This window comes from Streptomyces sp. NPDC002306, assembly GCF_053593435.1.
In genome coordinates this window covers 62,015-87,977 of record NZ_JBSFCK010000009.1, presented here as the reverse complement: position 1 = coordinate 87,977, position 25,963 = coordinate 62,015, and the positions used below count along the sequence as shown (strand labels likewise).

The window sequence follows — 25,963 nt, the reverse complement described above, 5'->3', positions numbered from 1 at the left end:
CCCACCGGGAACCTAGCTCCGCAGCACCGCACCCGTACGCTCGGCGGCCAGCGCCACCGCCGCGTCCCGAGCCGCCGACGCCTCGTCGACCGTCAGCGTCCGCTCCCCCGAACGGAAGCGCAGCGCGTACGCGAGGGACTTCTTGCCCTCACCGAGCTGCTCGTCGTTCTCGTAGACGTCGAACAGCCGGATGGCCTCGAGCAGTTCACCCGCGCCGTCGCGCAACGCGGCCTCGACGTCCGCGTGCGCCACCGACTTGTCGACGACCAGCGCGACATCCTGGGTGGCGACCGGGAAGGCGGAGATGCCGGGCGCCTGCGGGGTGTCGTCGCCGACCGCCTCCAGGGCGTCCAGGTTCAGCTCCGCCGCGCTGGTGCGGGCGGGCAGGCCCAGCGCCTTGACGACCCGCGGGTGCAGCTCGCCGGCGTGGCCGACGACCTGCTCCGTGCCGTCGGCGGTGACGACCGCCAGCTCCGCGCAGCGCCCCGGGTGCCAGGGACCGTACTTGCCGCCGCGCACGACCAGTTCGGCACCGGCCTCGCGGGCGACGGTCCGGGCGGCCTCGACCGCGTCGGCCCAGTCGGCCGGACGGCCCTTGCCCCACCAGCCGGCCTGCTCGCGGGCGCCCGCGAGGACGACGGCGACATGGCGCGGCTGCTCGGGCAGCGCCGCGTCGAGCGTCGCGATCTCCTCGTCGGTGGGACGCCGGTCCACGGGCAGGGCGATGGCGATCCGCTGCTCCTCGCGCGGGTGGAAGACCAGCCCGGTCTCGAAGAGCGCGAGGTCGTGCGAGCCCCGGCCGTCGTTGCGGCGCAGCGCGCCGAGCAGACCCGGCAGCAGCGACGTACGGAGCGCGGGCTCCTCGTCGTTGAGCGGGTTGGTCAGCTTCACGACGCGGCGGGCCGGGTCGTCGGCGTCGAGGCCGAGCTGGTCGAATACCTGCTCGGCGACGAACGGGTAGTTCGGCGCCTCGACGTAGCCCGCTCCGGCCAGCGCCCGTCCGACCCGGCGGTGCAGCCGCTGGCGGTGGGTCAGACCGCGCCCGGAGGGGAGCTTGGGCAGCGTGGAGGGCAGGTTCTCGTAGCCCTCCAGACGGATGACCTCTTCGGCGAGGTCGTTGGGCTCGGAGAGGTCGGGCCGCCACGAGGGCACGGTGACGAGGAGCTCGTCCTGGCCGTAGACGTCGCAGCCGATCTGCTGGAGACGGCGTACGACGGTCTCGCGGCCGTAGTCAACGCCCGCGACCTTGTCCGCGTGGCCGGCCGGGACGGTGATGGTGTGCGGCGCGGACGGGGCGATGACCTCGGTGACGCCCGCGTCGGCCGTACCACCGGCCAGCAGCACCAGCAGGTCCACCGTGCGCTGGGCCGCGGCGGACGCGGCCTGCGGGTCGACGCCCCGCTCGAAGCGCTTGGACGCCTCCGAGGACAGCTTGTGCCGACGGGCCGTGCGCGCGATCGACACCGCGTCGAAGTGCGCGGCCTCGATGACGACCGCGGTGCTGGCGTTCTCGACGTCCTGGTGGTCGGCGATCTCCGTGTTGGCGCCGCCCATGACACCGGCGAGGCCGATCGGGCCGCGCTCGTCGGTGATCACCAGGTCCTCGGCCTCGAGGGTGCGCGTGACACCGTCGAGGGTGACGAGCTTCTCGCCCGCCTCGGCCCGGCGTACGCCGATGGTGCCCTGGACCAGGTTGCGGTCGTAGGCGTGCAGGGGCTGGCCGAGCTCCATCATCACGTAGTTGGTGACGTCGACGGCGAGCGAGATCGGGCGCATGCCGACCTTCTGGAGCCGGCGCTGGAGCCAGAGCGGGGAGCGTGCCTCCGGTTCGAGGCCGGTGACCGTGCGGGCCGTGAAGCGGTCGCAGCCGAGCGGGTCGGAGACCTGGACCGGGTAGCCGAAGGCGTTGGGGCCCGGGACGTCGAGCAGCGCCGGGTCGCGCAGCGGCAGACCGTAGGCGATGGCGGTCTCGCGGGCGACACCGCGGATCGACAGGCAGTCGCCGCGGTTGGCGGTGACGGCGATGTCGAGGACCTCGTCGACCAGTTCGAGCAGCTCGACGGCGTCCTTGCCGACCTCGGTCACCCGCGGCAGCACGATGATGCCGTGGCTGCCGTCGTCGCCCATGCCCAGCTCGTCGCCGGAGCAGATCATGCCGTGGGACGTCCGGCCGTACGTCGTGCGCGCGGCGATCGCGAAGTTGCCGGGCAGGACGGCGCCCGGGAGCACCACGACGACCTTGTCGCCGACGGCGAAGTTGCGGGCGCCGCAGACGATCTCCTGGGGCTCGCCGGTGCCGTTGGCCTGGCCGACGTCGACCGTGCAGAAGCGGATCGGCTTCTTGAAGCCCTCCAGCTCCTCGATGGTCAGCACCTGGCCGACGACGAGCGGACCCTTGAGGTCGGCACCGAGGTGCTCGACGGTCTCGACCTCCAGGCCGGCCGCCACGAGCTTCTCCTGGACGTCACGCCCGGTTTCGGTCGCCGGCAGGTCGACGTACTCCCGCAGCCAAGAAAGCGGGACCCGCATCAGATCTCCATCCCGAACGGCCGGGTGAACCGGACGTCACCCTCGACGATGTCGCGCATGTCTTCGACGTTGTGGCGGAACATCAGCATCCGCTCGATACCGAACCCGAAGGCGAAGCCGCTGTACTTCTCCGGGTCGACTCCGCAGGCGGTGAGCACCTTGGGGTTGACCATGCCGCAGCCGCCGAGCTCGATCCAGCCCTCGGACGAGCAGGTGCGGCAGGGGCGGTCGGGGTTGCCGACGGACTCGCCGCGGCAGACGTAGCACACCATGTCCATCTCGGCGGACGGCTCGGTGAAGGGGAAGAAGTTCGGCCGCAGCCGGGTCTTCATGCCGGCCCCGAACAGCGACTGGACCATGTGGTCCAGGGTGCCCTTGAGGTCGGCCATGGTCAGGCCCTCGTCGACGGCGAGCAGCTCGACCTGGTGGAAGACCGGGGTGTGCGTCGCGTCCAGCTCGTCCGTGCGGTACACCCGGCCGGGGCAGATCACGTAGAGCGGCAGCTCACGCTGGAGCAGCGAGCGGATCTGCACGGGCGACGTGTGCGTGCGCAGCACCACGCCGGACTCGGTGCCGCCCTCGGGGCCCCGCACGAAGAACGTGTCGGCCTCGCCGCGGGCCGGGTGGTCCGGGCCGATGTTGAGGGCGTCGAAGTTGAACCACTCCGCCTCGACCTGCGGGCCTTCGGCGACCTCGTAGCCCATGGCCACGAAGACGTCCTCGATGCGCTCCGAGAGCGTGGTCAGCGGGTGGCGGGCCCCGGCCGGTACGCGGTCGTAGGGCAGCGTGACGTCCACGGCCTCCTCGACCAGCACCCGGGTGTCCCGCTCGGCCTCCAGCTCGCTCTGGCGGACGCCCAGGCCCTTGCTCACGGCGCCGCGGGCCTGGCCGACCAGCTTGCCCGCGGCCGCCTTGGCGTGCGGGGGCAGGGCGCCGATCTCGCGGTTGGCCAGGGCCAGCGGCGAGGCGCCGCCGGTGTGGGCGACCTTGGCCTCCTGGAGCGCGTCGAGGGAGTCCGCGGCGGCGAAGGCGGCGAGCGCCTCGTCCCGCATGCGCTCGATCTCTTCCGGTTTCAACGTCTCGACCTCTACAGGGTCGTACGACTTATTCGGTGCCGACATCTCTTCCCGTGCTTCCGGTTGGCTGGCTGTGAGGTCCCCGTCACCCATCCGATGACAAGCCGTCGCCGACTTCGGGACACAAAGGTGCCAAAGGCCGAGTCTAACGGGGTGAGGACTGACGGATGCGCCCGCGGGCTGCTCAGGCCAGGTAGGCCGGGGCCCCCACGGGCAACGTAAATCGGAACTGCGCGCCACCGCCGGGGGCGCGGCCGACCGTGATGAGGCCGCCGTGGACCTCGACGATGCCCTTGACGATGTACAGCCCCAGGCCCGTGCCGCCGCGCTTGCTGCCCCGCCAGAAGCGGGTGAAGACGCGGTTCATGGACTCCTCCGGGATGCCGGGACCCTCGTCGCTCACCGTGACCGACGTGGCCGTGATCTCCTCGGTCTCCCCTTCGCGGGGGGACGCCGAGGGCGTGATGTCGATGGTGACGGTTCCCTCGCCGTGTCGCACGGCATTTTCCAGCAGGTTGCTCAGCACCTGGTCGACCTTGTCGGGGTCGGCCCACAGGGCGGGCAGCGGCTGCTCGACGCGCAGCAGGAAGCGGTCGGCGGGCTGGCCCGCGGCGACGTAGGCCTGGATGTGCCGTCCCACGGCCGCGCCGATGTCGACGGGCTGGCGGCGCAGCTCCAGGCGTCCGGAGTCGATGCGCGAGATGTCGAGCAGTTCGGCGATGAGCCGGGTGACCCGGTCGGCGTCGGCGTCGACGGTCTCCAGCATCAGCCGTTTCTGGTCGTCGGTGAACCGCTCCCACTTGGCCAGCAGGGTGGCGGTGAAGCCCTTGACGGACGTCAGCGGTGAGCGCAGTTCGTGGGCGACGGTCGCGATGAGTTCGGCGTGGCTGCGCTCGGTGCGCCGGCGGGCCTCGGTGTCACGCAGGGTGACGACGACGCGGCGGACGGGCCCGGTGGGTTCGGTGCGGACGTACCGTGCGGACACGAGCACCTCGCGGCCGCCGGGCAGCAGCAGGTTGCGCTCGGGCTGGCCGATGCGGATGGACAGCCCGCCGTACGGGTCGGTCAGCTGCCACCAGCGCCGGCCCTCCAGGTCCTCTAAGGGCAGGGCCTTCTCCAGCCGCCGGCCGAGGGCGTCGGCGGCGGCGGTGGCGGTGATGCGCCCGGCGGCGGCGTTGAAGCAGACGACGTGTCCGTGCTCGTCGGCGATGACGAGGCCGTCGGGCAGTTCGTCGGGGTCGACGCCGAGCTCGGCGAGGTCGCCCTGTCGCGGCGCGGGTGTGTGCCGCGCCCGCCTCGCTCCCGGTGCGCTGCTCGTGCCGACGCTCATCCCCGTACCCCACTTCTCAGACGGCCACGGGCCCCCGAGCTGGTCACCCTACTAGCTCTCGGTGACGGAGCGGCACCCTCCGGAGGCGCGCTGTGCACGGGCCGAGGCGTAGAGACATACGGCGGCGGCGGTGGCGAGGTTCAGACTTTCGGCCTTTCCGTGGATCGGGACGCGCACCACGGCGTCCGCGAGTGCGCGGGTCTCCTCCGGGAGCCCCCAGGCCTCGTTCCCGAACACCCACGCGGTGGGGCCGCCCATGGTGCCCCGGTCGAGTTCGTCGTCGAGGTCCGCGCCACCGGCGCCGTCGGCGGCGAGGATACGGACGCCGGCCGCCTTGAGCCCGCCCACGGCCTGCTCGACGGGGACGCCGACGGCGACCGGGAGGTGGAAGAGGGAGCCGACGGAGGCGCGCACGGCCTTGGGGTTGTACAGGTCGACGGAGGCGTCGGTCAGGACGACCGCCTGTGCGCCGGCGGCGTCGGCGCAGCGCAGCACGGTCCCGGCGTTGCCGGGGTCGCGGACGTTGGCGAGGACGGCGACGAGCCGGGGGCGGGCGTCGAGGATCCGCGCGAAGGGCGTGTCGAGGAACCGGCAGATGCCGACCAGTCCCTGCGGGGTGACGGTCGTGGAGATGTCCTCGATGACCTGCTCGTGGGCGAGGTGCAGCCGGGCGCCGGCGGCCTGTGCCTCCGCCACGATGTCGGCGTACCGCTCGGCGGCCTCGACGGTGGCGAACAGCTCGACGAGGGTGGGCGTGCCGTCGGTCCGGTGCCCGGCGGCCTCCCGGACGGCCTGCGGTCCCTCGGCGAGGAACAGCCGCTCCTTCCCCCGGAAGTTCCGCTTGGCCAGCCGCCGCGCGGCCAGGACGCGGGGGGAGCGGGGGGAGATCAGCTCGGGGGCGGCGGCAGGCATGGGGTTCACCTTCGGAGGTTCAGGGGTACGGACACCGTCGTCGTACACACACCGTCGTACGGAGATCGTCGTACGGAGACCGTCGCAGGGACGGACGCGGCCGGGCAGACAGGAGCGGACCCGCAGGCTTCCTCAGCCTGCGGGTCCGATCACGTCACGTCCGGCTCAAGCCAGTACGGCGTCACGCAGCCTTCGGCGCGTTCACGTCCGCCGGCAGCGCCTTCTGAGCGACCTCGACGAGCGCGGCGAACGCACCGGCGTCGTTGACGGCCAGCTCGGCCAGGATCTTGCGGTCGACCTCGACGTTCGCGGCCTTCAGACCCTGGATGAGGCGGTTGTACGTCATGCCGTTCTGGCGGGCAGCGGCGTTGATGCGCTGGATCCACAGCTGACGGAAGTCGCCCTTGCGCTTCTTGCGGTCGTTGTAGTTGTAGACCAGCGAGTGGGTGACCTGCTCCTTGGCCTTGCGGTACAGGCGCGAACGCTGACCGCGGTAGCCGGAGGCCGCCTCGAGGATCGCCCGGCGCTTCTTGTGGGCGTTGACTGCCCGCTTGACGCGTGCCACTTTGTTTAACTCCTTGTAGCGGGGCCGTGGTTGTCGTCACACGGCCCGGAATCGATGGGGTCCCGGTCCAGACGTACGGCGCTCAGCGGCGCCCGTACGTCACTTGCCGAGAAGCTTCTTGATCTTCGCGGCGTCGCCCGGGGCCATCTCGGCGTTGCCGGTGAGGCGGCGCGTCACGCGGGACGACTTGTGCTCGAGCAGGTGGCGCTTGCCGGCGCGCTCACGGAGCACCTTGCCGGAGCCGGTGATCTTGAAGCGCTTGCTGGCACCGCTGTGCGACTTGTTCTTCGGCATAGCGCCGTTCTCTCCTCGTCGGTGGCGCTCCGGTGCCCGGTCGTTAAACCGGGCACGGTGGAGCGTCGCTTGTATCGGTTACATCCTGGGACTCGCGTCCCGGGGATCACGCCTCGGCGTGCTCCTCGGCGGGTGCCTCGGTCGTGACCTCGCCGGCCTCGACCTCGGTGGTCTCGACGTCGTCGATCCCGGCCTCGGCGTCGATGTCCGCCGCGTTCTGCGAGCGACCGGGGTTGGCCTTCGCTTCCGCCTTGCGGGCTTCCTGAGCCTGCCGGGCCTCGGCCATCGCCTCGGTCTTCTTCTTGTGCGGACCGAGAACCATGATCATGTTTCGGCCGTCCTGCTTCGGGTTCGACTCCACGAAGCCGAGGTCCTGGACGTCCTCCGCGAGACGCTGCAGCAGTCGGTAGCCCAGTTCGGGGCGGGACTGCTCGCGGCCGCGGAACATGATCGTGATCTTGACCTTGTCGCCCTGCTTGAGGAACCGTACGACGTGACCCTTCTTGGTGTCATAGTCGTGCGGGTCGATCTTCGGCCGGAGCTTCATTTCCTTGATGACCGTGTGCGCCTGGTTCTTGCGCGCCTCACGTGCCTTCATGGCCGACTCGTACTTGAACTTGCCGTAGTCCATGAGCTTGCAGACCGGCGGGCGGGCGCTCGCCGCGACCTCGACCAGGTCGAGGTCGTACTCCTGCGCAAGCTCCAGCGCCTTGGCCAGCGGGACGATGCCCACCTGCTCGCCACTGGGACCGACAAGTCGCACCTCGGGAACGCGAATCCGGTCGTTGATGCGGGGCTCGGTGCTGATGGATCCTCCTCGGTAGCACCACACGGCGGTCTGGCGGACAGCCGCGTAACGTCTCTAATCCTTGGACCTAACCGCGCCGACGCACAAAAAATGCCCCGGACGATCACAGGCGGGGCTCCTCGAACTACCGGAGCACCGCCGCGGTGAACGCGGGGCGCACTATCGGGCGGACCGCCATCATGGAAAATGGCGCCGCCTGACCGGTGACCCGCCGCCCCGGAGGGTGGTCGGGTGGGAGTTCGAAGCCTCCACTTGTAGGTCGGACCCGTCTGCCATGGGCATACGTATTCGACCGGTCGTTACGCAAGGTTAGCAGGAACGGGCTCGAACGGCTAATTGAGGCCAAGTGGGGCCGGCCGGCGCTCGGGACCTATCGTGTGGGGCATGAGTGACACCTCCCCCTCGGACACCCCCGAGACCCCCGGCCCGACCGACTTCGACGCCATGACCCGCGACATCGCCGAGGTCCCCGCGGTCGAGGTGATCGTGACGGTCGCCGTCAACCTGATGAGCGCCGCCGCCGTGAAGCTCGGTCTGACCGAGGAGGGCGACAAGTACAAGGACCTGGACGAGGCCCGCAAGCTGGTGCACGCCCTCGCCGGTCTGCTGGACGCGAGCGCGACCGAGATCAGCTCGTTCCACGCGGCACCGCTGCGCGACGGTCTGAAGTCGCTCCAGCTGGCGTTCCGCGAGGCGTCGATCGTCCCGGACGAGCCCGGCCAGGGCCCCGGCGAGAAGTACACCGGGGCGATCTACGGCTAGGGCCCGACAGCCCCTCCGGTCGCCCTGATCCCTCCCGCCGCGTCCTGACTCATCCGCGGACGAACAGGGGCTCGCCCGGCGGTGTCGTCCCGGCCGGCAGCAGGGCCAGGTCGAGGCCCTGCACCAGGCGGGCCCTCAGTGTCTCGTCGGCGGCCAGCCGCTGGGCGAGGGCGCGGGCGGTCTCGGCCGCCGGCACGGCCGGGTCCAGCACGAGAGCGAGGGTGCCGTCGGCCTGCCCGGGGCCGAGGTGGGCGCGCAGCACGGCGGGCTCCGCGGCCACCGCGGCGCGTACCGCGGCGACGACGGCCGGGTCGGCGAGCGGCTCGGTCGACGTACGGCCCTCGGCGAGCGCCAGCAGCGCCGGTGCCGTCAGCTCGTAGGCCACCGGGCCGGCCAGGTCCAGCACGATCGTGTCCGCCTTCTCGTGCGCCGCGGCCTGAAGGGCCTGGTGCAGGGGTACGGCCACGGGGCGGGCCTGCGCGTCCCAGCGGGCCAGCGCGTCGGTGGACGTGAAGGCCGGGAGCGCCGTGCGGCCGCCCGCCTTCAGCGTCGGCACGGCCATGTCGCTGGTCTTCTCGCGGCGCAGCCCGTTCTCGTCCTCCTCCACCTCGCCGAGCACGGCCACGACGGGGACGAGCAGCCGGGCGCCCTTGAGGGCCTCAAGGACGGGGCCGACAGCGGTGCGGTCCTCGGCCCAGGCGGCGAGCGCCGCGCTCAGCCGGGGATCGGCGGAGCCGTCGTCGTCGGAGAAGCCGGGGTCGGGAATGTTCTTGTTCGCCACGGTCACCGACCCTATCGGGGGGAAGCTGTTGCGCTTGTGCGGCCCCTGAAACCGGGCGGACACGGGATTCACGGGTTTCTCATTTTTCCCTGACGAACCTCTTACCCACGTCTAACGGCCCGCACAGGCGACGCCCCGAGCATCGCGGGATGGAGTCCTCCGGAGCCCGCCGACGCCGCCGTCCCCGTCCGTCGCGCCGCCGCACCCTGTTCCACGCGGCCCTCGCCGTGGCCGTCGTCGTCGGCGGTACGGCCGCGGGCACCGTCTACGTCAAGGCGCAGGCGCACTCGGGCGGCGGCGCCGTATCGTCGTCGGGAACGCCGTCGGCCACGTCCTCGCCGTCGGCGGCCGGGGAGGAATCGGTGGAGCCAGTGTCGCGGCCGGCGGTGGACCGGGATCAGTTGCTGGCCGACGCGCTGGCGGCGGTGACCGTGCCGGACCGGGCGAAGGTGTCGGCGGCGGTACTGGACCTGGAGTCCGGGCAGAGCGCCACCTACGGGGACGCCGCCTTCGACACGGCGAGCATCGTCAAGGTCGACATCCTCGCGACGCTGCTGCTCCAGGCGCAGGACGCGGGCCGGCATCTCACCGCCGCGGAGAAGACGTACGCCACCGCGATGATCGAGAACAGCGACAACGACTCCGCGTCGGCGCTGTGGCGGATCATCGGCAAGGCGGGCGGGCTGGACGCCGCGAACAAGCGGTTCGGGCTCACGGACACCGCGGGCGGCGACGACATGCTGTGGGGGCTGACCCGGACCACGGCCGCCGACCAACTGACGCTGCTCCGGCAGGTCTTCGGGGACGACTCGCTGCTGAGCGAGGCCTCACGGTCGTATGTGCGGGGGCTGATGCGGCAGATCGCCGTCGACCAGCACTGGGGTGTCTCGGCCGCCGCCGACGGCTCCGCGTGGGCGCTGAAGAACGGCTGGCTGGCGCGCAGCACCACCGGGCTGTGGGACATCAACAGCATCGGGTGCGTGACGGCCGACGGGCACGACTACCTGGTGGTCGTCCTGTCCGACGGCAACACGACACAGGCGAAGGGCATCGCGCTGGTCGAGGCGGCGGCACGGGCGGCGGTCGCGGAGTTCACCGGCGGCGACGGGGCGTCGGCCGCCGCCTCGGCGTCCACCACGGCCGCCGACTAGCCGACCGGGACGACGGGGACGGCCCGGCACGTCGGGTCGGGTCGCGTCGGGTCGGGGGAGAGTGGTGCGCCGGGCAGGTTCCGGCCGCCCGGCGGGTCCTGGCCCTAGAAGCCGTCGTGGTGCGACGGCTCGCGACGGCCCCGGCGGATGACGACCGCGGCGACCAGCAGGACCGCGCCCGCACCGCCCGCGAGCGGGCCCGCCCACCCGGCCGTGTCGTCGTCCGCCTCGGCGGTGTCGGGCCCCGAGCCGAAGTACTTCGCGCCGTACGACGCGGCGCGCAGGCCCTCCGGGTCGAGGCGGCCGGCGGCCTTGATGGCGGCGGCCGGGTCGATGAAGCCGAAGCCGCGCGAGTCGTCACGGCCCTTGCTGGGGGCGTTGCGGGCGGTGTCCTCCAGGAGCTTCTTGATCTGCGCCGGGCTCAGGCCCGGGTGGGCCGCCTTGACGAGGGCCACCGCGCCGGAGACGAAGGCGGAGGCCGCGCTGGTGCCCCAGCCCTCGTAGTACCTGTGGTCCGGGTCGGCGATGACGACGTCGACGCCGGGGGCGCTGACGGTGGCGTACCAGCGGCGGGTGGAGAAGGAGGCGCGGGTGCCGTAGCGGTCGACGGCGGTCGCGGCGATGACGCCGGGGTAGGCGGCCGGGTAGGAGATGTGGTCGCCCTTCTCGCCGCCGTTGCCGGACGAGGCGACGACGACGGCGCCCTTCTTGAGGGCGTACTGGACGGCCTCGTCCTCGCTGGGTTCCGGGTGCGCGGAGGCGGAGTCGTCGCCGAGGGAGAGGTTGATGACGTCGGCGCCGTGGTCGGCGGCCCAGCGGATGCCTTCGGCGAGGGCGTTGCCCCGGGTGCTGCGGGCCTTGGACCGGGAGGGGTCGCCGTCCTCCAGGATGACGCGGACGGGGAGGATCTTGGCCTCCGGGGCGATGCCCAGGACACCGTCGCCGTTGCCGGCGCCGTGTCCGTGGCCGGCGATGATCCCGGCCATCGCGGTGCCGTGCCGGGCCCAGGAGCGGTCGCCGGGTCCGGCTCCGAAGCCGACCATGTCCTTGCCGGTCAGGACGTTGCCGGTGAGGTCGGGGTGGTCGGCCTCGACGCCGGTGTCGAGGACGGCGACGGTGATGCCCCGGCCCTTCGTGGTCTGCCAGGCCTGCTGGGTGTGCATGGCCTCCAGCGCCCACTGCTGGGCGCGGATCCCGTCGGCGTGCGCGGGGGCGGCCGGCACCAGGGCGAGGGAGGCGGCGAGCAGACCGCTCACGAGCCCGGCGCGGTGTGTCGTACGACTGTTCACGAGGGTTCCTCCGTGGCCGCGTCGGCGGTCCTGCGGAACGCGCGTTCGATGCGGTCGGCGAGTCCCTGGGCCTCGTTGCCGAGACCGGCCTGGGCGGGGGCCGTGGTCGCGCCGGACCGCGTGGCGTCGGCCGCGGGCTGGGGTGCGTCGACGGTACGGCCGTCGGCCCAGCCGGAGACGGCGAAGACGACGACGGGGGTGTCCGTGAGGACGGAGACGGTCCACGAGGCACGCTGCTTGTCGCCGAAGGCGGCGGCGACCGTGTCCTTCGCGGCGTACGGGCGGGGCATGAGGTCGGGGCGGCGGTCGAGGCGCTCCTTCTGGAACCGGGTGTCCAGGGCGGTCATGGCCGTGGCGTCGGCCTTGGTGAAGAGCAGGCCGACGGTGGTGACGTAGCTGCGGGTCGCGTCCGTGTAGGTCGCGCGCAGCAGGCGCGAGCAGCCGACGGGGGCGAGGGCCTTGCGCAGCAGTGGGTCGAACGCGTCGCGGCAGCCGGTGTCCGGGGCGACGGCGATCCGGGTCCAGGTCCGGTCGGCGCCCCCGGGGCCGGCTCCCGTCCCCACCACGGTGGGCGGGAACAGTTGGTCGACGGGGATGCCGTGCCACAGCTCGGCGGACGCCGTGAAGGAGTCCCGGGTACCGTCCTCCCCGGATCCGCCGGTCAGCCAACTGCCCGTCGCGGCACCGCCGATGAGCCCGATCCCGAGCACCACGCAGACGGTGACGGCGGCGGTACGGGACCGCAGGCGCGCGCCGATCGCGAGCGGCCGCGCCCGCCCGTCGTACCCCTCCGGTTCCCCGAACGTCACGACCGGCCGGTCCGCGGCGGGCGTCATGGCGCCCCAGGAGAGCGCGGGGTCCGGGGTGAGGGGCGCGGGGGTGCCGCCGGTGTGCGGCGGTATGGGGGAGGTGCCCGGCGTCCAGGCATCACGTATGCCCCCGCCGTCGTCCGGCCCGGACCGCCCCGGCGGCACGGTGCCGGGCCGCGGGGGCGCGGTCCCCTGGCCGGACCGCGCGGCCGGAACGCCCTCACCCGGCGGCGGCGCCAGGCTGGGGGAACCGGACGGCTGGAAGGCGTCGGCGGAAGTGGGGCCACCGCCCGGGCGGGGAGGCACGCCTTCGACACCGGCCGGCTGGAAAGCGTCGACGGAGGGGCCACCGCCCGGCCGCGACGGCACACCCTCGGAACCCGGACGCCGGAAAGCATCGGCGGACGGGGAGTCGGGGCGACCGTCCGGCCGGGGAGGCACACCTTCGGAACCAGGCCGCCGGAAGACGTCGGCTGAGGGGCCACCGCCCAGCCGCGACGGCACACCCTCGGAACCCGGACGCCGGAAAGCATCGGCGGAGGTGGAGTCGGGGCGGCTGTCAGGGCGGGGCGGTACGGCCCCGGACCCGAACCCGCCGCTGAAAACGTCGTCGGACGGCACGCCGGGCCGCCCGTCCGGCCGGGACGGCACACCCCCGGAACCGGGACGCCGGAAACCGTCGGCGGACGCGGAGCCGGGCCGACTGTCCGGCCGGGGAGGCACAGCTTCGGAACCAGGCCGCCGGAAGACGTCGGCTGAGGGGCCACCACCCGGACGGGACGGCACGCCCCCGGAACCCGGGCGCCGGAAAGCGTCGGCGGACGGGGAATCGGGGCGGGTGTCCGGGCGGGGCGGTACAGCCCCGGACGTGGAGCCGTCGAAGGCCTCGCCGGACGGGACACCGGGCCGGCTGCCGGGCCTGGGCGGCACACCGGCCGGCGTCCCGGGACGGCTGAACGCGTCGGTCGGCAAAGGACCGGGACGGCTTTCCGGGCGCGGTGGCACCTCCCCGGTTCCGGGGTGGCGGAAGGATTCCGCGGGCGGTGCGGTACCGGGGCCTGCCGCCGGACGAGGCGGGACGGCCGTGGTGCCGGGACGGCCCGTCGGTGCCGAGGGGGCGCCATCGCGGTCGGTGGCGGGTTCGGGCTGTGACGCCGGGGGGACCTGGCGGCGGAGGCCTACGGTCGGCTCCGAGGACGACTCGGGCGGTACGCCGGAACGCGTCGGCTGCGCCACGGGCCAGTGACTCGGGCGCGCGGGCCGACCGCCTGAAGCACCGGCCCCCGCTCCTGGCTCGCTGCCGGCGTTTCCACGACCCGGGTCACGACCGGCGTCCCGCGCCGGGCGGCCGGGGGCCGACGGGGCGTCCGGGAACCGGGTAGAGGCGGACGGCGGGGCTTCCGAGAAACGGGGCGAGCCGGACGGCGGCGCGTCCGCGAAACGCGCCGAGGGGGCCGAACCCGACGGCGGACCGCCCAGGGAGCCCGCCGAGCCCGACGGCGGGGCGTCCGGGAAACGACCCGAGGAGGCCGTACCCGACGGCGTCGCGTCCGTACGACGGGCCGAACCCGGCAACGGAGTGCCCGGCGAAGCCGCCGAACCCTGCGGCGGGGTGTCCGGGAAGCGGGCCGAGGCCGGTGGTGGGGGTGGGGTTGTCGGGGCGCCGGGTCGGGTGGGGGCGGGCCGGAAGCTCGGGAAGCGTGAGCCTGCCTGCGGCGCACCCGGCACGGAGGGGTCCGTACCGGTCCTCGCGCCGCCGTCGGCCGTGCTCGCGGCCGGGCCCCGCGGCGCCTCGGCCGGCGGGTCCGGAGGCAGGGGTGGCGGTGTGGGTTCGGGGGACGTGGTGTCGCTCACCGGGGTGTCGGAGGGGCCCGTGGGCGGGGGTGTGGTGGGGCGTGGGGGGATGGGGGCGCGACGCGCTTCCGTGCTCATGCACCCCCCGTTTCCTCGTACCCGGGCCGTCGTTCTCGTGCGCGGGCCGCCGTCCCGCTCGCGCCCGGGATACCCGGTACGGATCGGCTCGCCTCGGGCACGCATACCCGCACGGACGGAGCGTCATCCCGGCCCGGACCTGCGACCGGCGTCGTTCCTCCGTGCGTGCGCGTCACTCTACGGCTTGTTCAGGGGCGAACGGGAACCAGTCCGCGAGGCCGGGGCATCTGCCCGGAACGTCCCCCTACCCTGCGGTAATCCTGTCTGGCAGGCTTCGTTCATGACTGCGCGCGCCGCCGACAGGGCCCGTTACGACCGGGCCACCGCCCATCTCGACGCCCCCCTCGCGATCGTGGACCTGGACGCCTTCGACGCCAACGCGGAGGATCTCGTCCGCCGGGCCGGCGGCAAACCGATCCGGGTCGCCAGCAAGTCCGTCCGCTGCCGGGCGCTGCTCGAACGCGTCCTGGCGAAGGACGGCTTCGCGGGCATCATGTCCTTCACCCTCGCCGAGTCGCTCTGGCTGGCCCGCTCCGGATTCGACGACATCCTGCTCGCCTACCCCTCGGCCGACCGCACGGCCTTCGCCGAACTGACCGGCGACCCGAAGCTCGCCGCGGCCGTGACCGTGATGGTCGACGATCCCGCGCAGCTCGACCTGATCGACGCCGCCCGCTCCGGCGGCAGCGAAGTCGTGCGCGTCTGCCTGGAGTTGGACACCGCCCTGAAGCTGTTCGGCGGCCGGGTGCGGGTGGGGGCGCTGCGCTCGCCGCTGCACACCGCCGAGCAGGTCGCCGAGCTGGCGCGCACGGTGACCCGGCGGCCGGGGTTCAAGGTCGTGGGGATCATGGCGTACGAGGGTCATGTCGCCGGGGTGGGCGACTCGCTGGCCGGACGGCCCCTGCGCTCCCGCGCCATCCGCCTGATGCAGGCGACCGCCCGCAGGGAGTTGGCCGAGCGGCGCGCCGAGGTCGTGCGGGCGGTCCGGGCCGTCGTCCCCGACCTGGAGTACGTCAACGGCGGCGGCACCGGCAGCGTGCAGCACACCGCCGCCGAGGACGCGGTGACCGAGATAGCGGCCGGCTCCGGGCTTTACGTGCCGAGGCTGTTCGACAACTACACGTCCTTCAGCGGGCGTCCGGCCGCCCTCTTCGCCCAGCCGGTGGTGCGCAGGCCGGGCGTCGGGATCGTGACCGTCCTGGGCGGCGGCTACCCCGCCTCGGGCGCCGCCGGGCCGGACCGGGTCCCGGTGCCGTACCTGCCCGAGGGGCTGCGCTACGACCCCCAGGAGGGCGCCGGCGAGGTGCAGACCCCGCTGCTCGGCTCCCCCGCCGACGACCTGCTCGTCGGCGACAAGGTGTGGTTCCGGCACGCCAAGGCCGGTGAACTGTGCGAGCGGTTCGACGTACTGCACCTGATCGAGGGGGACGCGGTGACGGCGACGGCCCCGACGTATCGCGGCGAGGGCCACACCTTCCTCTAGGAGGCGGCGGGTACGCCGGGGCCGTGCGCCGCCGTACCCGCTACAGCGGGGTGACGTACGCGCCGGAGATGCCGCCGTCCACGAGGAAGTCGCTGGCGTTCACGAACGAGGAGTCGTCGCTGGCGAGGAAGGCGACGGCGGCGGCGATCTCCTCGGCCTCGGCGAACCGGCCGACCGGGATGTGGACCAGGCGGCGGGCGGCCCGCTCCGGGTCCTTGGCGAACAGCTCCCGGAGCAGCGGGGTGTTGACGGGTCCGGGGCACAGGGCGTTGACCCGGATGCCCTCGCGGGCGAACTGCACGCCCAGTTCACGGGACATGGCGAGGACGCCGCCCTTGGAGGCCGTGTAGGAGATCTGGGACGTGGCGGCGCCCATCCGGGCCACGAAGGACGCCGTGTTGATGATGGAGCCCTTGCCCTGGCGGCGCATGTAGGGGATGGCGGCCTTGCAGCACAGGTAGACGGAGGTGAGGTTGACCTCCTGGACGCGCTTCCAGGCCTCCAGGCCCGTCTCCAGGATGGAGTCGTCGTCGGGCGGGGAGATGCCCGCGTTGTTGAAGGCGATGTCGACGCTGCCGTAGGTGTCGTAGGCGGTCTTGAACAGCGCTTCGACCTGCTCGGGGTCGGTGACGTCGACCTTCACGAAGATTCCGCCGACCTCCTCGGCGGCGGCCTTCCCGCGGGCGTCGTCGACGTCGCCGCAGACGACGTGGGCACCCTCGGAGGCGAGCCGGCGCGCGGTGGCGAGGCCGATGCCGCTGCCGGCTCCGGTGATGACGGCGGTGCGGCCGACCAGGCGGCGGCAGACGGGGTCAGGGGTCTGAGCGGTCACTGTGCGGGGCCCTCCGTGCTGATGAAGACGTTCTTGGTCTCGGTGAAGGCGGCGAGGGCGTCCGGGCCGAGTTCACGGCCGATGCCGGACTGCTTGAAGCCGCCGAAGGGGGTCCAGTAGCGGACGCTGGAATGGGAGTTGACCGACAGGTTGCCCGCCCGGACGGCCCCCGAGACGCGCAGGGCGCGGCCGACGTCCCGGGTCCAGATGGAGCCGGAGAGGCCGTAGTCGGTGGCGTTGGCCAGGGCCACGGCCTCCGCCTCGTCCTCGAAGGGCAGGACGACGGCGACCGGCCCGAAGACCTCCTCGACCGCCACGCGCGCGTGGGGGTCGACGCCGGTGAGGACGGTGGGCGGGAACCAGAAGCCCGGGCCTTCGGGTGCCTTGCCGCGGATGCCGGGGGCGGCCGCGTCGACGTACGAACGCACCCGGTCCAGCTGGGCGTTGGAGATCAGCGGGCCCATCTGGGTCCGCTCGTCGGCCGGGTCGCCGACGAGGACGGACTCGATCGCGGGGGCGAGCAGGTCGAGGAAGCGGTCGTGGACCGACCGCTGGACGAGGATGCGGGTGCGGGCGCAGCAGTCCTGGCCGGAGTTGTCGAGGAAGGCCATGGGGGCGGCGGCGGCGGCGACCTCCAGGTCCGCGTCGGCGAAGACGATGTTCGGGCTCTTGCCGCCGAGTTCGAGGGTGACGCGCTTGAGCAGTGCCGAGCCCTTGGTCAACACCTGTTTGCCCACGCTCGTGGACCCGGTGAAGACGATCTTGGCGACGCCTGGGTGCTCGACGAGCGCGTTGCCGGTGACCGGCCCGTGGCCGGGGAGCACCTGGAGGAGGTGCTCCGGCAGCCCGGCCTCCAGGGCGAGTTCGGCGAGGCGCAGAGCGGTCAGCGGTGTCGTCTCGGCGGGCTTGAGGATGACCGCGTTGCCCGCCGCGAGCGCCGGAGCCGTGCCCCAGGCCGCGATGGGCAGGGGGAAGTTCCAGGGGGCGATCACGCCGACGACGCCGAGCGGTTCGAGGATCGTCACGTCGAGGCCGCCGGCCACCGGGATCTGGCGGCCCGTCAGCCGCTCCACTCCCCCGGCGGCGTAGTCGAGCAGGTCGCGGACGTTGCCCGCCTCCCAGCGGGCGTTGCCGACGGTGTGGCCGGCCTCCCGGACCTCCAACCGCGCCAGTTCCTCGACGTGTTCGTCGACGACGGTGGCGAACCGGCGCAGCAGCCGGGCGCGGTCGCCCGGCGCGAGGCCGGCCCAGCGGACCTGCGCCCGGGCGGCGCGTGCCACGGCCGCGTCCACGTCGGCCGCGGTGGCGGCCGGCACGGTCGCGACGACCTCCTCGGTGGCGGGGTTGAGCACCCGCAGCTCGGACGCGTAGGGCTGCTCGGACGCGTAGGACGGCCCTGACGACTTCCCGTACGGCGCTCCGTACGGCTGCTCGTGCTCGTGGTCGTGTTCGTGCTCGTGCGACAAGAAGGGCCTCACATGCGTTCGAAGGAGCGGCGCAGCTCCCAGTCGGTGACCGCGGCGTCGAAGGCCTCCAGCTCGACGCGGGCCATGTTGCGGTAGTGCGCGACGACCTCGTCCCCGAAGGCCGCCCGGGCGATCGGGCTGTTCGACCAGAGGTCGGCGGCCTCGCGCAGCGTGGTGGGAACGTGGTCGAACCCGGCGGTGTAGGCGTTGCCCGCGCACGCCTCGGGCAGTTCCAGCTTCTGCTCGATGCCGTACAGCCCGGCCGCGACCAGGGCGGCGACGGCGAGGTGCGGGTTGACGTCACCGCCGGGGAGCCGGTTCTCGAACCGCATCGAGCGGCCGTGACCGACCACGCGCAGCGCGCAGGTGCGGTTGTCGTTGCCCCAGGCGACGGCGGTCGGCGCGAAGGAGCCCGGCTGGAAACGCTTGTAGGAGTTGATGTTGGGGGCGTAGAGCAGCGCGAAGTCGCGCAGCGCGGCGAGTTGCCCGGCGAGGAAGTGCCGCATGACGGCGGACATCCCGTCGGGGTCGTCGGCGGTGCCCGCCATGGCGTTCGCGCCGTCCGCGTCGGCGAGCGAGAGGTGGATGTGGCAGGAGTTGCCCTCGCGCTCGTTGTACTTGGCCATGAAGGTGAGCGAGACGCCTTCCTGGGCGGCGATCTCCTTGGCGCCGGTCTTGTAGACGGCGTGCTGGTCGCAGGTGACGAGGGCCTCGTCGTAGCGGAAGGCGATCTCGTGCTGGCCGGGGTTGCACTCGCCCTTGGCGGACTCCACGGTGAGACCGGCGCCCGCCATCTCGTTGCGGATGCGGCGCAGCAGGGGCTCGATCCGGCCGGTGCCGAGCACCGAGTAGTCGATGTTGTACTGGTTGACCGGCGTCAGCGCCCGGTAGTTGGCGTCCCAGGCCTGCTCGTAGGTGTCCTTGAAGACGATGAACTCCAGCTCGGTGCCGACCTGGGCGGTGAACCCGTGTTCGGCGAGCCGTTCCAGCTGGCGGCGCAGGACCTGCCGGGGCGCGGCGACCACCGGGGAGCCGTCGTTCCAGGCGAGGTCGGCGATCACCAGGGCGGTACCGGCGTTCCAGGGCACGCGGCGCAGGGTGGACAGGTCCGGGTGCATGGCGAAGTCGCCGTAGCCCCGCTCCCAGGACGACATGGCGTACCCGTCGACCGTGTTCATCTCGGCGTCGACGGCGAGGAGGTAGTTGCACCCCTCGGTGCCGTGCTCCAGCACTTCGTCGAGGAAGAACGGGGCGGCGAACCGCTTGCCCTGGAGACGCCCTTGCATGTCGGGGAAGGCCAGGACGACAGTGTCGATCTCACCGCTCGCGACGAGGTCGCGCAGCGCCTCGACGCTCAGCGGGGGCGTGCGGTCTGCCACGGGAGGGCCTCCTTCGCCTTCTTGGGATCAGGAGTCATAAGGTATTGCTGGGGACCATTGCTTGGGAAGGGGATGCGGCCGGATGTCGCAGGACACGGACCGGGGAAGGCCGGCCGCCGCCGGACCGGACGACCGGCTGGGACCGGTGCTGCGGCCGGTGCGGGCGGGCAACGGTTTCGAGGAGGCCCTGGAGCAGATCCTCCAGGTCGTACGGCTGGGGCTGGTGCCCGGCGGCGGACGGCTGCCGGCCGAGCGGGAGCTGGCGGAGCGGCTCGGGATCAGCCGGGTCACCCTGCGCGAGGTGCTGAAGGTGCTCCAGGACCAGGGCCTGGTGGAGTCGCGCCGGGGACGGTACGGCGGCACGTTCGTGCTGGCGCGCCCGGACGCCGTCGGCGAGGACGAGCTGCGGCGCCGGATCGCCGAGGTCGACATCGAGGACGTACTGCGCTTCCGCGAGGTGCTGGAGGTGGGCGCGGCCGGGCTGTGCGCGGCGCACGGGCTGACGGACGAACGGGCGGCCCGGCTGCGCGAGGCGCTGGCCCGCACGCATGACGCGCCGCTCGCGGACTACCGGCGGCGGGACACGCTGCTGCACCTCACGCTGGCCGAGCTGTGCGGTTCCCCGTCGCTGACCGCGCGGTACGCGGGCGTACGGGCCTCGGTGAACGAACTGCTGGACTGCATACCGCTGCTCGTGCGCAACCTGGAGCACTCGCAGCGCCAGCACACCGCGCTGGTCGAGGCGGTGCTGGACGGGGACGCGGACGGGGCGCGGGAGATGATGCGGGAGCACTGCGCGGGCACGGCGGCCCTGCTGCGGGGATTCCTGGCGTGAGGGCGGGGGCGGTGGGGCGGACCGTTTGCCCCGCACCGGTCACCTCGGCAAAGGTATGAGGGCAATCCATTGCACAAGGTGGGAGGGCGCATGGCGCACAGGCCGCTGATCGGCGTCAGCACGTATCTGGAGTCCGGGACCCGCTGGGGCGTCTGGGAGATGGAGGCGGCGCTGCTGCCCGCCGGGTACCCGCGGCTCGTCCAGCGGGCCGGCGGTCTCGCCGCGATGCTGCCGCCGGACGAGCCGGGGCGGGCGGCGGCGACCGTGGCCCGGCTGGACGGGCTGGTGATCGCGGGCGGCCCGGACGTCGAACCCGTCCGCTACGGCGCCGACCCCGACCCCCGCACCGGGCCGCCCGCCCGGGCCCGGGACGCCTGGGAGCTCGCCCTGATCGAGGCGGCGCTCGCCGCCCGCGTCCCGCTGCTGGGCATCTGCCGTGGCATGCAGCTGCTGAACGTCGCCGTCGGCGGCACCCTCGTCCAGCATGTCGACGGGCACGCGGACGTGGTCGGGGTCTTCGGCCGGCACTCGGTCAAGCCGGTCCCGGGCACGCTGTACGCCGGTGTCGTACCGGAGGAGACGGCCGTACCGACCTTCCACCACCAGGCCGTGGACCGCCTCGGCGCGGACCTGGTGGTGTCGGCCTACGCGGAGGACGGGACCGTCGAGGCGGTCGAGCTGCCGGCCGCGGCGGGGTGGGTACTGGGCGTGCAGTGGCACCCGGAGATGGGCGAGGACCTGCGGGTGATGCGGGCCCTGGTCACAGCCGCGACCTGAGCCATGCCACGGCTGCTTCCCCCTGTGCCCGCTGGAAGGCGCGGAGGGTGGGCAGACCGGGCGGCGTGGGCAGCAGCGCGTGTGCGAGGAAGTATCCGGCGAGACCGGCCAGGGCGGCGGTGACCGCGCCGGGGTCCGCGTCCCGGCCCGCCGGGTACCTGGTGAACACCTCCTGCGGGTCCGGGCTACCCTGGGCGCGCACGCACGGCAGCATCACCAGCAGGTCGAACCAGGGCGCGGCACGCAGGGCGTGTGGCCAGTCGACGAACACGACGCCTCCGTCGTCCGTGAGCAGCAGGTTGTCCGCGCGCAGGTCGGCATGGGCGAGGGTGTCGCCGGCGACCGACTCGGGCCAGGCGGCGGCGAGTTCGGCCAGCTCCGCCAGGTGGGCCACGCTCCAGTCGTCCAGCCTTCCGCGTACGTCGCCGGCCGCGCCGTCGCTCAGCCGCCGCCAGCCGTCGAAGGCGTCGGCGAGGTGCTCGGCGGCGGGCGGGGCGGCGAAGGGCGCCGGGGTGAGGGTACGGCCGAGGTCCGCCACCGCGTCGAGCACCCGCCGCAGCTCGGCCGGCCGCCACGGGATGTGCGGCTGGCGTCCCGCCACCTCCTCGAAGACCAGCGCGACCCAGGTGCCGTCGTCGTACATGCCCAGCAGGCGCGGGGCGGGAACGGCGCGCGGGAGCGCGGCGGCGTTGCGGGCCTCCGCCCGGTGCAGGGCCGGGCTGTCGGGGTTGCCCCGCGCGTTGACCGCCTTGGCGAAGGCGCGGCGGCCGTCGGCGGTACGCAGGCGGGCGGCCACGCCCGGGGAGAAGCCTCCGGACTGGGTGCGGGCGTCGACGACGGGACCGCCGAGCAGCCGCGCGACGGCGTCCCGCACCTCGGCGGGCAGGGCCTCCCAGGGGGTTCGGACACCGGTGGCGGCCGGGGCGCTGAGGGGACGACCGGTGGCGGGATGGGCGGTGTGCGGCGAAGTGGTGGGTGGCGGAGTGCTGTGCGGCGGGGTGGTGTGCGGCGGGGGCATGCGGTCATGGTGCTGGTGGGCGGGGACGGCGGGCCACGGGTTTTCACCCCCGCCTCCCCTTCCGCCCCCTCCCTCGGCCCCGAGGTTCGCAAGCGAGGACCAGAACTAGCCCTGTGTCAGCGACAGGAGTTCCCTCGCCGGGCCCACCGGGCGGTGGCCCGTCGGCCAGACCGCTCGCAGGCCGCGGCGCAGCGCGACGCCCTCCACGGGAATGCCGACCAGCCGGCGCGTCGCCAGTTCCTCCCCCACCGCCAGTTCGCTCAGCACCGCGGGTCCCGCGCCGCTGACCGCGGCCGCCTTCACGGCCGTCGTCGACGACAGCTCGATCAACGGCCGGGCCAGGCCGCCCAGCGCCACGTCCAGCACCTGCCGGGTGCCCGAGCCCTGCTCCCGCAGGATCAGCGGCGTCGCGGCCAGTTCCTCGGCCGTCAGGGCGCTCCGGCGGCGGGCCCAGGGGTGGCCGGGAGCCGTCACCACGATCAGCCGGTCGTGGGCGATGACCGCGGAGTCCAGACCGGACGGGACGTCGAGGCCTTCCACGAAACCCAGGTCCGCCTCGCCGGACAGCAGCCGTTCCGCCACCACCGTCGAGTTCCCGGCCAGCAGCGACACCGCGGTGTCGGGGCGCTGGGCGCGCAGCGCGAGCAGCCAGCCCGGCAGCAGATACTCGGCGATCGTCATGCTCGCCGCCACCCGCAGCCGGGAGTCACGGCGGTCGCGCAGGGCCTGCGCTCCCGCGTCGAAGGCCTCCGCCGCCTCGACGACCCGTCGCGCCCAGTCCGTCACCAGCGCACCGGCGTCCGTGAGCCGGGAGCCGCGCGGTGAACGGTCCACCAGCGCCAGCCCCAGCCGGCGTTCCATCGAGCGGATCCGGCTGCTGGCGGCGGGCTGGGTGATGCCGAGTTCGCGCGCCGCCCCGCCGAGGCTGCCCAGCCGGGCCACGGCGATCAGCAGCTCCAGCGCACCGAGGTCCGGGACCCGGTGCGCGATCGAGCCGCCCGTCTCCGCTGCCCCACCCTGCCCACGCGTCTCGCTCATAAGCCCACCTTATGCCCCCATAGAGACATCGTCCCTGGTCGCGGGCGCCCGCACACGCGACCGTGGAGTCATGGTCATCGCAGCCCATCCCCGCCCCCACCCGGCAGTCCGCCATCTCGGCCCGAACTGGTACGCCTCCGTCATGGGCACCGCCATCGTCGCCACGGCGGGAGCGGGGCTGCCCCTGCGCGTTCCCGGTCTGCGCACCGCGTGCGCCGCCGTCTGGGCGCTCTCCCTCGTCCTGCTGGTGACCTTGCTGATCGCGCGCGCCCTGCACTGGACCCACCACCGCGACCAGGCCCGAGCGCACCTCCTCGACCCGGCGACGGCCCCGTTCTACGGCTGTCTCGCCATGGCGCTGCTGGCCGTCGGAGGCGGTGCCGTCACCGTCGGCCGGGACTGGATCGGGAGCGGCCCCGCGGTCGCGCTCGACGCCGTCCTCTTCACCGCCGGTACGGTGATCGGGCTGGGGGCCGCCGTCGCCATCCCTTACCTCATGGCCGTACACCACCGCGTCGATCCGGCGCAGGCGACGCCCGTCTGGCTGCTGCCGGTCGTCGCGCCCATGGTGTCCGCGGCTCTCGGCCCGCTCCTCGTGCCGCATCTGCCGGCCGGGCAGCCCCGGGAGACCCTGCTCCTGACGTGCTTCGCGCTGTTCGGGCTCAGTCTGTCGGCGACCCTGCTCATGCTGCCGCTGATCTTCGGCCGGCTGCTCGCCGGGCCGCTGCCCCTCGCCCTCACCCCGACCCTGTTCCTGGTGCTGGGCCCGCTCGGCCAGTCCACGACCGCCGTCGGAAACATCGCGGACGCCGCGGCGGGCGTGGTGCCGGCCCCGTACGAGCAGGGCTTCACCACCTTCGCCGTGCTCTACGGCGTCCCCGTCATCGGCTTCGCGCTGCTCTGGTTCGCGCTGGCCACCGCCCACGTCGTACGGGCCAGGCGGCACGGGATGGGCTTCACCATGACCTGGTGGGCGTTCACCTTCCCGGTCGGGACCTGTGTCACCGGTGCCGAGGCGCTCGCCCGGCACACCGGGCTGGCCGCCTTCGACGGGCTCGCGGCCGGGTTGTTCGCCGTGCTCCTGGGCGCCTGGGGCACCGCCGCCGCGCACACCGTGCGCGGTCTGGTCAGCGGTGAGCTGCTCGCAGCGCCGCGCCCAGTACCCGTGGCGCCTCGGCCAGCGACGGTCCGTACCACGTCAGGTGCCGTCCGCTGACCAGCGCGCAGGGCAGGCCGGAGAAGGCTTCGGGGCCGTCGTCGGGGGTGAAGCGGTACGGCTCGTCCGGGAGCACGACGACGTCCGGTCCCGCCGCGCGCAGCTCGGCCAGGGGGATGCGCGGGTAGCGCTCCGCGTGCGTCGCGTACTCGTGGTCGACGCCCAGGCGGGCCAGTACGTCACCGGCGAAGGTGTCGCGGCCCAGGACCATCCAGGGGCGCCGCCAGATCGGTACGACGGCGGTCCGGCGGGGGCCGGGACCGGGGGGCGCCGCCCACGCCTCCCGCGCCTCGTCGAGCCATCGCGGCCGCTCGCGCGCCCCGCAGGCCCGCAGGACGCGGTCCAGTTCGCGGAAGGCCTGCGGCACGTCCCGTACCTCGGTCACCAGGACCTGGACGCCGGCCGCGCGCAGCGCCGCCAGGTCCGGGGCACGGTTCTCCTCCTCGTTGGCGACCACCAGATCGGGGGCGAGCGCGAGGATCTGCTCGACCTTCGGGTTCTTCGTGCCGCCGACGCGGGCGACGTCCAGGCCCGCCGGGTGGGAGCACCAGTCCGTGGCACCCACCAGGACGCCGGGGACGGACACGGCCACCGCCTCCGTCAGCGACGGCACCAGGGAGACGACCCGCACCGCTACCTCTGCCGGTCCCGGACCGCCTCGATGTGCTCCGCCACCGCGACCACGACCACCCGGGTGTCCGGGACGGTCGCCCGCCACCGGTGCCGCACCCCGCCGGTCAGGTACAGCGTGTCGCCACGGCCTAGGCGGTAGGCGCGGCCCTCCGCCTCGATCTCCACGGCGCCGTCGGCGACGTACATCAACTGGTCGTTGCGGTACTGGAACTCGCGGCCGGCCTCGTGGCCGCCGGTGAACTCCGAGGCGTGCATCTGATGGTGACCGCGCACCAGGGAACGGGACCGTGGCGCGGCGTCCGGCTCGGTGTCCTCGGCGCGCACGACGTCGACGCTGCACGCCGGGTCGGCGGCGGCGAGGAGTTCGACGGCGGTGGTGCGCAGCGCGTCGGCGACCTTCTCCAGGGAGCTCCTGCTGGGGCGCGCCCTGTCGTTCTCCACCTGGCTCAGGAAGGGGACCGACAGGCCGCTGCGCTCGGCCACGACGGCAAGGGTGAGCTCCAGCGAGCGGCGGCGCCGCCGCACGGCCGCGCCCACTCGCAGGTGCTGCTCTTTGTGGTCGCCCATCGCTCCCGCTCCCTCCTTCGCTCGTCGCTCGGCCGCTGGTGCGTCCGGATCGGCACGCACTCCTCCTGATGAGTTCTCTGCACCCTACGCATGTTCGGCAAACCGTTTCAGGCGGCCGTCACATCGACGACACACTGCGTCGGGTCGGACCTCACAGATCTCGCCAGTGGATCAGCCGGATCGGTGATGGGCGCGGTCGTGGGGTTGACAGAGGCCCGGCTGCGACCGGGGGTACGGACGGTCCGCAGGTCGGCACGTGTGGACACGGGCCCGTGAGTGTACATCCGGCGACGGTCGAAGGCCTCCCGCCAGGACTGACCACCGATCAGCACGAGCACGGCACCGTTCACTTGAACGCGTGAGCCGCGTGCGATGTTCCCGGCCGCTCTCGAGGCCCGAACCGCCTGGTCAGGACGGGGACGGAGACGGTGGGAGGACGCCCGGGCCCGGGCACCGGCGTAGCGCTGTGTGGTTGTCCGGA

General features: G+C 73.4%; 23 protein-coding genes. 6 read left to right on the top strand and 17 right to left on the bottom strand.

What is annotated here, in order from left to right; translation table 11 throughout:
* Nucleotides 1-12 precede the first annotated feature (12 nt).
* The 7 genes from pheT to infC all read right to left on the bottom strand — a co-directional run bounded on the left by pheT (nt 13) and on the right by infC (nt 7,538).
* On the bottom strand, nt 13-2,529 hold the full coding sequence (pheT, locus tag ACWCQK_RS19670; RefSeq protein ID WP_451156471.1) for a phenylalanine--tRNA ligase subunit beta: 2,517 nt from the start codon (nt 2,527-2,529) through the stop codon (nt 13-15).
* On the bottom strand, nt 2,529-3,650 hold the full coding sequence (gene pheS / locus ACWCQK_RS19665) for a phenylalanine--tRNA ligase subunit alpha (RefSeq protein ID WP_451156469.1): 1,122 nt from the start codon (nt 3,648-3,650) through the stop codon (nt 2,529-2,531). Before pheS ends, pheT begins: the two co-directional genes overlap by 1 nt.
* 139 nt (nt 3,651-3,789) lie before the next feature.
* Entirely contained in the window at nt 3,790-4,935 is a 1,146-nt protein-coding gene (locus ACWCQK_RS19660; protein WP_451156467.1) for an ATP-binding protein, read from the bottom strand.
* Nucleotides 4,936-4,986: 51 nt separating this feature from the next.
* Entirely contained in the window at nt 4,987-5,847 is an 861-nt protein-coding gene (locus tag ACWCQK_RS19655; RefSeq protein ID WP_451156465.1) for a TrmH family RNA methyltransferase, read from the bottom strand.
* 181 nt (nt 5,848-6,028) lie between these two features.
* On the bottom strand, nt 6,029-6,412 hold the full coding sequence (gene rplT / locus ACWCQK_RS19650) for a 50S ribosomal protein L20 (RefSeq protein WP_162469411.1): 384 nt from the start codon (nt 6,410-6,412) through the stop codon (nt 6,029-6,031).
* A gap of 99 nt (nt 6,413-6,511) precedes the next feature.
* Nucleotides 6,512-6,706 carry a 50S ribosomal protein L35 gene (gene rpmI / locus ACWCQK_RS19645; protein WP_003977225.1) on the bottom strand — a complete coding sequence of 65 codons (195 nt, stop codon included), beginning with the start codon at nt 6,704-6,706 and terminating at the stop codon, nt 6,512-6,514.
* A gap of 106 nt (nt 6,707-6,812) precedes the next feature.
* Nucleotides 6,813-7,538, bottom strand: coding sequence for a translation initiation factor IF-3 (gene infC / locus ACWCQK_RS19640; RefSeq protein WP_451156463.1), 726 nt, complete (start codon nt 7,536-7,538; stop codon nt 6,813-6,815).
* Between the two features lie 360 nt (nt 7,539-7,898).
* On the opposite strand from infC, the gene ACWCQK_RS19635 reads away from it, so the two are divergent.
* On the top strand, nt 7,899-8,276 hold the full coding sequence (locus ACWCQK_RS19635) for a DUF1844 domain-containing protein (RefSeq protein ID WP_451156462.1): 378 nt from the start codon (nt 7,899-7,901) through the stop codon (nt 8,274-8,276).
* A 49-nt stretch (nt 8,277-8,325) separates the two neighbouring features.
* On the opposite strand, the gene ACWCQK_RS19630 is transcribed toward ACWCQK_RS19635, so the two are convergent.
* The gene (locus ACWCQK_RS19630; protein WP_451156460.1) at nt 8,326-9,057 is read right to left on the bottom strand and encodes an SseB family protein; all 732 of its coding nucleotides are present in this window, start codon (nt 9,055-9,057) and stop codon (nt 8,326-8,328) included.
* Between the two features lie 149 nt (nt 9,058-9,206).
* Here ACWCQK_RS19630 and ACWCQK_RS19625 point away from each other — a divergent pair, with 149 nt between their 5' ends.
* Complete coding sequence (locus tag ACWCQK_RS19625) at nt 9,207-10,208, top strand: serine hydrolase (protein ID WP_451156458.1); 1,002 nt, start codon at nt 9,207-9,209, stop codon at nt 10,206-10,208.
* A gap of 104 nt (nt 10,209-10,312) precedes the next feature.
* Here ACWCQK_RS19625 and mycP read toward each other — a convergent pair whose 3' ends face one another.
* Both mycP and ACWCQK_RS19615 read right to left on the bottom strand, forming a co-directional pair.
* Entirely contained in the window at nt 10,313-11,497 is a 1,185-nt protein-coding gene (gene mycP, locus ACWCQK_RS19620; RefSeq protein WP_451156456.1) for a type VII secretion-associated serine protease mycosin, read from the bottom strand.
* On the bottom strand, nt 11,494-12,612 hold the full coding sequence (locus ACWCQK_RS19615; RefSeq protein ID WP_451156454.1) for a hypothetical protein: 1,119 nt from the start codon (nt 12,610-12,612) through the stop codon (nt 11,494-11,496). The genes mycP and ACWCQK_RS19615 overlap by 4 nt, the downstream gene beginning before the upstream one ends.
* Nucleotides 12,613-14,518: 1,906 nt before the next feature.
* Here ACWCQK_RS19615 and ACWCQK_RS19610 point away from each other — a divergent pair.
* Entirely contained in the window at nt 14,519-15,721 is a 1,203-nt protein-coding gene (locus ACWCQK_RS19610; protein WP_451156452.1) for an amino acid deaminase/aldolase, read from the top strand.
* Nucleotides 15,722-15,761: 40 nt separating this feature from the next.
* Here ACWCQK_RS19610 and ACWCQK_RS19605 read toward each other — a convergent pair whose 3' ends face one another.
* The 3 genes from ACWCQK_RS19605 to ACWCQK_RS19595 form a co-directional block, all read right to left on the bottom strand.
* Nucleotides 15,762-16,553: a 3-oxoacyl-ACP reductase gene (locus ACWCQK_RS19605; RefSeq protein ID WP_451156450.1), complete on the bottom strand. Its 792-nt coding sequence runs from the start codon at nt 16,551-16,553 to the stop codon at nt 15,762-15,764.
* Nucleotides 16,550-17,905, bottom strand: coding sequence for an aldehyde dehydrogenase family protein (locus tag ACWCQK_RS19600; RefSeq protein WP_451156866.1), 1,356 nt, complete (start codon nt 17,903-17,905; stop codon nt 16,550-16,552). Before ACWCQK_RS19600 ends, ACWCQK_RS19605 begins: the two co-directional genes overlap by 4 nt.
* A gap of 122 nt (nt 17,906-18,027) precedes the next feature.
* Nucleotides 18,028-19,398: a glutamine synthetase family protein gene (locus tag ACWCQK_RS19595; RefSeq protein WP_451156448.1), complete on the bottom strand. Its 1,371-nt coding sequence runs from the start codon at nt 19,396-19,398 to the stop codon at nt 18,028-18,030.
* 82 nt (nt 19,399-19,480) lie between these two features.
* Here ACWCQK_RS19595 and ACWCQK_RS19590 point away from each other — a divergent pair, with 82 nt between their 5' ends.
* Complete coding sequence (locus ACWCQK_RS19590; RefSeq protein ID WP_451156446.1) at nt 19,481-20,233, top strand: FadR/GntR family transcriptional regulator; 753 nt, start codon at nt 19,481-19,483, stop codon at nt 20,231-20,233.
* A gap of 90 nt (nt 20,234-20,323) precedes the next feature.
* On the top strand, nt 20,324-21,010 hold the full coding sequence (locus ACWCQK_RS19585; RefSeq protein WP_451156444.1) for a gamma-glutamyl-gamma-aminobutyrate hydrolase family protein: 687 nt from the start codon (nt 20,324-20,326) through the stop codon (nt 21,008-21,010).
* Here the strand turns inward: ACWCQK_RS19585 and ACWCQK_RS19580 are convergent.
* Nucleotides 20,994-22,028: a phosphotransferase gene (locus ACWCQK_RS19580; RefSeq protein WP_451156442.1), complete on the bottom strand. Its 1,035-nt coding sequence runs from the start codon at nt 22,026-22,028 to the stop codon at nt 20,994-20,996. The two genes, ACWCQK_RS19585 and ACWCQK_RS19580, sit on opposite strands and share 17 nt — an antisense overlap.
* A 105-nt stretch (nt 22,029-22,133) precedes the next feature.
* Nucleotides 22,134-23,066 (bottom strand): LysR family transcriptional regulator, encoded by a 933-nt coding sequence (locus ACWCQK_RS19575; protein WP_451156440.1) that lies wholly within the window; start codon nt 23,064-23,066, stop codon nt 22,134-22,136.
* Nucleotides 23,067-23,136: 70 nt separating this feature from the next.
* On the opposite strand from ACWCQK_RS19575, the gene ACWCQK_RS19570 reads away from it, so the two are divergent.
* Nucleotides 23,137-24,282 carry a TDT family transporter gene (locus ACWCQK_RS19570; RefSeq protein ID WP_451156438.1) on the top strand — a complete coding sequence of 382 codons (1,146 nt, stop codon included), beginning with the start codon at nt 23,137-23,139 and terminating at the stop codon, nt 24,280-24,282.
* Here ACWCQK_RS19570 and ACWCQK_RS19565 read toward each other — a convergent pair.
* Entirely contained in the window at nt 24,194-24,913 is a 720-nt protein-coding gene (locus ACWCQK_RS19565) for a helical backbone metal receptor (protein WP_451156436.1), read from the bottom strand. The two genes, ACWCQK_RS19570 and ACWCQK_RS19565, sit on opposite strands and share 89 nt — an antisense overlap.
* A 2-nt stretch (nt 24,914-24,915) precedes the next feature.
* On the bottom strand, nt 24,916-25,482 hold the full coding sequence (locus tag ACWCQK_RS19560) for a helix-turn-helix domain-containing protein (RefSeq protein WP_451156434.1): 567 nt from the start codon (nt 25,480-25,482) through the stop codon (nt 24,916-24,918).
* Between the last annotated feature and the right edge of the window lie 481 nt (nt 25,483-25,963).